Annotated in this window: 6 protein-coding genes; 4 read left to right on the forward strand and 2 right to left on the reverse strand. The window is 41.9% G+C overall.

The genetic code is table 11. The features are described from left to right. Positions 1-391 precede the first annotated feature (391 nt). Positions 392-1,099: a DUF1554 domain-containing protein gene (locus JWG44_RS04470; RefSeq protein ID WP_205273760.1), complete on the reverse strand. Its 708-nt coding sequence runs from the start codon at positions 1,097-1,099 to the stop codon at positions 392-394. Between the two features lie 269 nt (positions 1,100-1,368). On the opposite strand from JWG44_RS04470, the gene JWG44_RS04475 reads away from it, so the two are divergent. The 3 genes from JWG44_RS04475 to JWG44_RS04485 all read left to right on the forward strand — a co-directional run bounded on the left by JWG44_RS04475 (position 1,369) and on the right by JWG44_RS04485 (position 3,803). Beyond that, positions 1,369-2,127: a biotin--[acetyl-CoA-carboxylase] ligase gene (locus JWG44_RS04475; protein WP_205273761.1), complete on the forward strand. Its 759-nt coding sequence runs from the start codon at positions 1,369-1,371 to the stop codon at positions 2,125-2,127. Between the two features lies 1 nt (position 2,128). Continuing rightward, positions 2,129-2,902: a type III pantothenate kinase gene (locus JWG44_RS04480; RefSeq protein ID WP_205273762.1), complete on the forward strand. Its 774-nt coding sequence runs from the start codon at positions 2,129-2,131 to the stop codon at positions 2,900-2,902. Between the two features lie 364 nt (positions 2,903-3,266). After that, on the forward strand, positions 3,267-3,803 hold the full coding sequence (locus tag JWG44_RS04485; RefSeq protein ID WP_205273763.1) for a hypothetical protein: 537 nt from the start codon (positions 3,267-3,269) through the stop codon (positions 3,801-3,803). A 188-nt stretch (positions 3,804-3,991) separates the two neighbouring features. Here JWG44_RS04485 and JWG44_RS04490 read toward each other — a convergent pair whose 3' ends face one another. After that, positions 3,992-4,858: an alpha/beta fold hydrolase gene (locus JWG44_RS04490; RefSeq protein ID WP_205273764.1), complete on the reverse strand. Its 867-nt coding sequence runs from the start codon at positions 4,856-4,858 to the stop codon at positions 3,992-3,994. Between the two features lie 340 nt (positions 4,859-5,198). Here JWG44_RS04490 and JWG44_RS04495 point away from each other — a divergent pair, with 340 nt between their 5' ends. Further along, entirely contained in the window at positions 5,199-5,702 is a 504-nt protein-coding gene (locus tag JWG44_RS04495; RefSeq protein WP_232371475.1) for a rhodanese-like domain-containing protein, read from the forward strand. Positions 5,703-5,927 lie beyond the last annotated feature (225 nt).

The following is a 5,927-nucleotide window of genomic DNA, read 5'->3' on the forward strand; positions in this document are numbered from 1 at the left end:
TTTCTCCTCCTTTGCCATCATTTTTGTGTTACCTATGTTCCCGGTCTATTTTGTTACCCATGTCTCCGGTTTGTACCTTTGGGCGGGGCGCGCGACCTTCACAGAGGATTGTCGTTGTTACGACAAATTCTTTGAAAGATTCAGTCCACTTTGTGGGTAAGTTTATGCCCTGATAGGGTGGAGAGGTGGAATAACTCAATGCAACGCTATCTAAGGATCGAGTTGCAGGGAAAAAATCGGCGGATCTTGCTATATCACAAAATCCTAATTTAGCAAGTAAAAATTACCTCGTCGTCGTTCCGACAAGAATTGTCCTCACTCCCTTCCTTTTCTTATTTGTAAACAAAAGGAAGGCTCCCAGGAGAAACAATTTTGAAATATTAAAAACTACTTACTGTTCAACGCAAAGAAGATTTTTGGCTCCGTCACAGCCGGGAATATTATTCCCTTTGACATCGGCAATCGTCGTCGCGGTCGCCAGTCCAGTTGTTCCATTGGAACCCAACGTTCCATCCGACCATGCTGTAGTAGCGCCCCCGCAAACTACGTTCGCGGACCAGTCGGTCGCACTCCCCGGCGCCAAACCAGTCCAATAGTTTGCCGCGGCTGCCTGTATCTGAATCGGAATCGTAGCAATCAATGAATTCGCAGTTGTGGTAAAAACCAAGGTCGTCTGGTCTACGCGGTAGTAATTTTTACTCGCTTGTAAAACCCAATTTTTATTTCCCGCCGTTGGACAATTGGCATCGCCATTCAAACAGGCGTAACGATCCCCATTGGCTCCGGAGTTACCGGTAATAAAAGCCTTATACGTTCCGGACGTCGGCTTGTTTGCATCGTTTGTGCACTTGGTATCGGCTCCGTTTATACCGCCTAAATTTCCGTTATACGTTGTGGCCGTAACAAAGACGCGTAACTTCGTGTCCGCAGTTGTTGTGGTTCCCCCGCCGGCAGTGGTAGCAGCCGCTCCTGCTCCCAAAAGAAGTAAAACGGCTGAATCATCCGTCTTTTCTTCCGGTTTGCATTGGAATAAAGAAATAGAAAGGATGAAGACAAAAGATAGAAAAAACGTTAGTTGTCTATGTGAGCTTAGTTTCATATTTGAAAATTGGTAATAAAAACAAAAAGTGTGTCAATTCAAATTATAGAAAAATATAATAATTTATAGTTTTACCTAACAATTTATAGAAGATCGAAAACGTCGTTTTTTTGTTAGGCGATCCGAATTTCTCCCAAGCCGAAAAAGAAAAAGAGGAGGAGAATTCCTTTTTTATTTCCCCTTCCAACCGCTTCCTCGTTTTATAACACCGACTTTCTTCCCCCTATTTTCTTCTTGCGAATTCCATAAGTAGGATCATTTTGCCGGTCATGCCAAACGTATTCCTCCAACCAGAAAAAGGGATTTTTTTAAATTCCGTCACTTCCACCAATTCGCTTATCAAAAGTGAGGAGTTCCCGCACGGAACTTGGATCGTCGCCGAAGAGCAAACGGAAGGACGGGGGAGAAGGGAAAGAAAATGGGAAATTTTAGGGGAAGAATCCTTGATCTTTTCGGGAAAAATCGGCCTGGAAAACTTTGACGGAGGACCGGGACTTTCTCTTTTTATAGGAACCGCGATTTGCAAAGCCATTCTTTCCATCTACCCAGAGTTAGCAAGGGAACTCAAAATCAAATGGCCGAACGACCTCTATCTCGGCGGCAAAAAGGTTGCAGGAATTCTAATAGAGTCCGAAGTCATCGGTTCTACGGTAACACTCATCATCGGAATCGGAGTCAATCTTTACGGAAAGAAGGACACAATTCCTTCCCATCTAACAGATGCAGGATTTCTCAATACGAATCCGGATCGCGCCGGCAAAAAAACCGAGATAATAGAAAAACTGATTCCTACCCTGAACGAGGCGATTCTTCTTTGGAAGGATTCGGAAGGAAGAAAAAAGGAACTGATTTTATTAAACGAACTCCTTCTTTGGAAAGGGCAATCGGTAAGTTACACGGAAAATGGAACTTCTCAAACGGCGACTTTAGAAGGTCTGGGAGAAAACGGCTCTCTGATTCTAAAAACTCCGTCGGGAACCCGCCTGGATTTCATTGACAGTCCGGACGATTTCCATTCTCTAAACTAAAATGCTCTTAGTTGTCGACGTCGGAAACACAAACACGGTCTTCGGAATCTTTGAAAACGGAAAGACCTCTCCTCTTTTTCACAAACGAACCGTGACCCGAAAGGATCGGACCTCGGACGAACTTGGATTGTTCTTTCGAGGTTTTTTGCGGGAATTCAAAATCGAAAACGAAGCGATCACGGGCGGAATTTATTCGAGTGTGGTCCCTACCCTCAATCCTATCTTAGATAGAATGTTTCAAGATTGGTTTAAGATCGACGCAGTTCACGTAAATTATCAGATGAAACTTCCTTTTTCAATTTCTTATCCGAGACCCTATGAGATCGGAGCCGATCGTCTGGTCAACGCGGCTGCGGCAGTCGTGGACAATCCTGGAAAATCCATCCTCATAGACTTAGGAACGGCTACTACGTTTTGTGTAGTAAGCGATAAACCGGAATACTTGGGCGGGGTCATCGCTCCCGGTCTCAAAGTTTCCATGGATGCCCTCACAAAAAATACTTCTCAGCTTCCTCCGATCGTTTTTCAATCTCCTGAAAAAATCTTAGGAGATTCCACGATAGAATCGATCCAGGCGGGTTTCTTTTTTGGATGGATCGGACTTTTGGAAGGAATCATTCGCGAAATCAAACGCGACAAAGGCCAGGACTATCGAGTGATCGGAACGGGTGGATTGGTAACCGTGATCGACGCCGCACATCCGGGAATCTTTGATAGCATCGATCCGCTTTTGACTCTCAGAGGGTTGCAGATTCTTCATCAGATGAATTCGTAATCGATTAGGGAAACCGAATTCTAAAAAAGATCCCGTCTTGAATCCAAGGAATTGATCTTCTTCCTTTGGTTCATTCTTAGATTCTGAACTCTGAATTTGAAACCTCTCCCGAAATCTCGAAATGTAGGAACTCCAATAAGAATTTAACGGCAATGATTCCGTTGAAAAGTTCATACTGCTAAAAGAGACGTAATCTGTGGGAACTCCTGCGTTTCTATTACGAACTTGCAGGGTGTTATCGGCACCGTTTCTTTAAGGGTTCGGAACGAGTTCTCAAAAATCAAATCCGATAAAAATAAGAATCGAATAGCGAACGGAATTCTTTCTTGCCTCTTAAGAATTCTACTTCATCTTTCGCACTAAGATGTTCGATCTTTTTAAATCAAAAGAACCCTCGGTCCCCGTAAACGATCAAATCTGGATTTCTCGAGAAGCAAAATTGGAAAGATGCCGTCGTCTGATTTACAAAAACACAAAACATCTTTTTCTCTTTTGGTTTGAAGAATCCTTTCAAGAATTTCGATCGACTCTGAATTTAGGCGAGAATTCTCCAAACCTAGCCTATGCGAAAGAAGTCTCGTTTGTCGATCTTCAAAATCGATTTCCGATATTCGGAGAACACTATCCCCTCAAAAAAATCGAACAGAACGTTTTTCTAAAACTCCAGCTCAAGGAAGTTACCGTCTTTTCTTCGTTAGACGAACCCTTGTTCCAAGCTTTCGGCGGAGAAAAAATCGTAGACCTAATGAGAACGATGGGAATAAAAAACGACGCGATCTCACATCCCATGGTCAGCGCGTCCATCGGAAGGGCACAGGAAAAAATCGCAAAAAAAATTTCTCTGGAACGTAGAACGGATTCTTCTCAGAAGGATTGGTTTTCTTTGAATCTTCCTTCGTAAGGATCTACTTCCTTTCGGACTTAAAGTCCGTTACAAGAGAATTTTACGAGAAAATCTGAATAGGAACTCTTACATAAGTCTGCTTTATTCGCAGAAAAGATCGCGAATCTGGATTGCTATTACCGCAAAAAAACGTTTTTGCAGAATGTGGTCTCTGAATTCTTTCCAATTCGATTCTTTCTCAAAATTCAAAAGGCTTTTTTCTCTTTTAACCAGGATAAAATTTCACGATCAAAAACTTCCGGTTCTTCCAACTGAGGAGTGTGGCCGCTCTTTTCAAAAAATTGAATCTTTAGATCGTTGAAAAGAGGAAGAATCGGATCCCAGAGATAGGCGGGAGGCATCAGATAATCGTATCTTCCGAGTGCAAGATACACTGGAATTTTAATCTTCTCGAGACCGGGTTTGATATCGATGTCTCGAAAAACTTCTCCCCAAACATGATCGAACATCGACGTATTGATTTCAATATCTTCCCAAAGTTGACTCGAATCGTATTTAAAATCGTACCAGCTCTTGGCTCCCGAAAGAATATTAAATATCCGGAATGCGTTTTTAGGATCTTTTTCTACGGCCTCGGGAAGTTTCGACATTCTTTCCTCGAAATATTTTTTTCGATCCTCCGAAGCATTCTCTTGAAAATGAGATTCTATAAGTTCGTGGCTTTTTTTCGATAAATCGGGGGTCAGGCACATCAAGATAAGATGGCTCACATTCTCCTGATATTTTTTTGCATATTCGAGCGCCATATAACCGTGTCCGGAATGGCCCACTAAGACGATTCGATTTAGGCCGAGCTCTTTTCGAACAAGTTCCATGTCTTCCAAGAGAATGTCTAAGGAAAAGTCCTCCTTTTTTGCGGAGGAACTTCCGCCGGCATAACCCCGGTGATCCACAAAGATCATACGACAGTGCTTTCGAATTTCTTTGGAAAACGTACGATCGTAGTAAAGAGAGCTTCCGATCACGAACACATCGGGGCCCTGCCCTTCCACGATGTATCGCAAGTTCCATTCTTGTGATTTTACAAAACCTTGAACTGAATTGTCTTTCATAACGTTATGTGCACTTAATCCTGTAAAATTACATTTTTGGGAAACGTTTTCTTTGAAACTTTTTTTAAAAAGAAAAAGGCCCGATATTTTTTCCATAAATTTTTTATCCGTTCATTAGAGAAGTTTTTTTACGTTCCAACGGAACAAAGAATTCTTCTTTCTAAGATAGGATTTTATTCTTAGGATTCAAAAACGAAAGTTCTCCATTGATTTCGATCCATTTCGATTTTTCGAAACGGAATTGACAAAAGGGTTTCGGAAGTTTAAGAATTTAAAGGGATTCAAGGAACTTTTTATGAAAAATATCGTGATTCTTCTTTTATTGATTTGTTGTAACAGTATGATCATCGCCAAAGGAAAACTTACAGTAAAACCTCGGAATCCTATTCCCAATCGTCTGATTGATTACGGTCAATTTCAGAAAACGGTAAATTCTTCCGCACAAGAAAGGGAAGCAAAACGACTTACGGAAGAAGAATTTTTAAAGATGATTTCCGAAAAGGACGTGGTTCTTTTGGATGCAAGGAGCGAATCCAGATTTAAGCTCAGACATATCCAAGGAGCCGTCAATCTTCCGTTTACCGAATTTACAAAAGAATCCCTTTCGAAGATCGTTCCCAATTTCGATACAAGGATTTTGATCTACTGCAACAATAACTTTGAAGGAAGTCCGCAAGCGTTTGCCGCAAAAAGCCCGGCCGCTTCTTTGAATCTCTCCACCTTTATTTCCCTAAAAGTTTACGGTTACAAGAATATCTACGAACTCGGCCCTTTGTTGGATGTGGAAACAACAAAAATCCCTTTTGAAGGATCCGAAGTTCAAATAGGACAAGAACATAAATGAAAGTTTGAGTTCCGTTTTTTGGATCCGGCTTTTCGGGTTTTTCTTTCGAAGTTTGACCAAGCTCCGAAGAAGAAGTTTTTAAATACAAGTTATTTTCATCTCAGAGCGCCTTTGTCGGAATTCCGACGATCCTCCGTAAAAGCCGCGCGCCCCGCCCTGTTTTTGGGAGCCTGTTGAAAAAGAAAATCAGAGAATCTCTCGTGATTCCGCCCTAAATTGCATTGG

The organism is Leptospira ainazelensis, assembly GCF_016918785.1.
Classification (GTDB): Bacteria; Spirochaetota; Leptospiria; order Leptospirales; family Leptospiraceae; genus Leptospira; species Leptospira ainazelensis.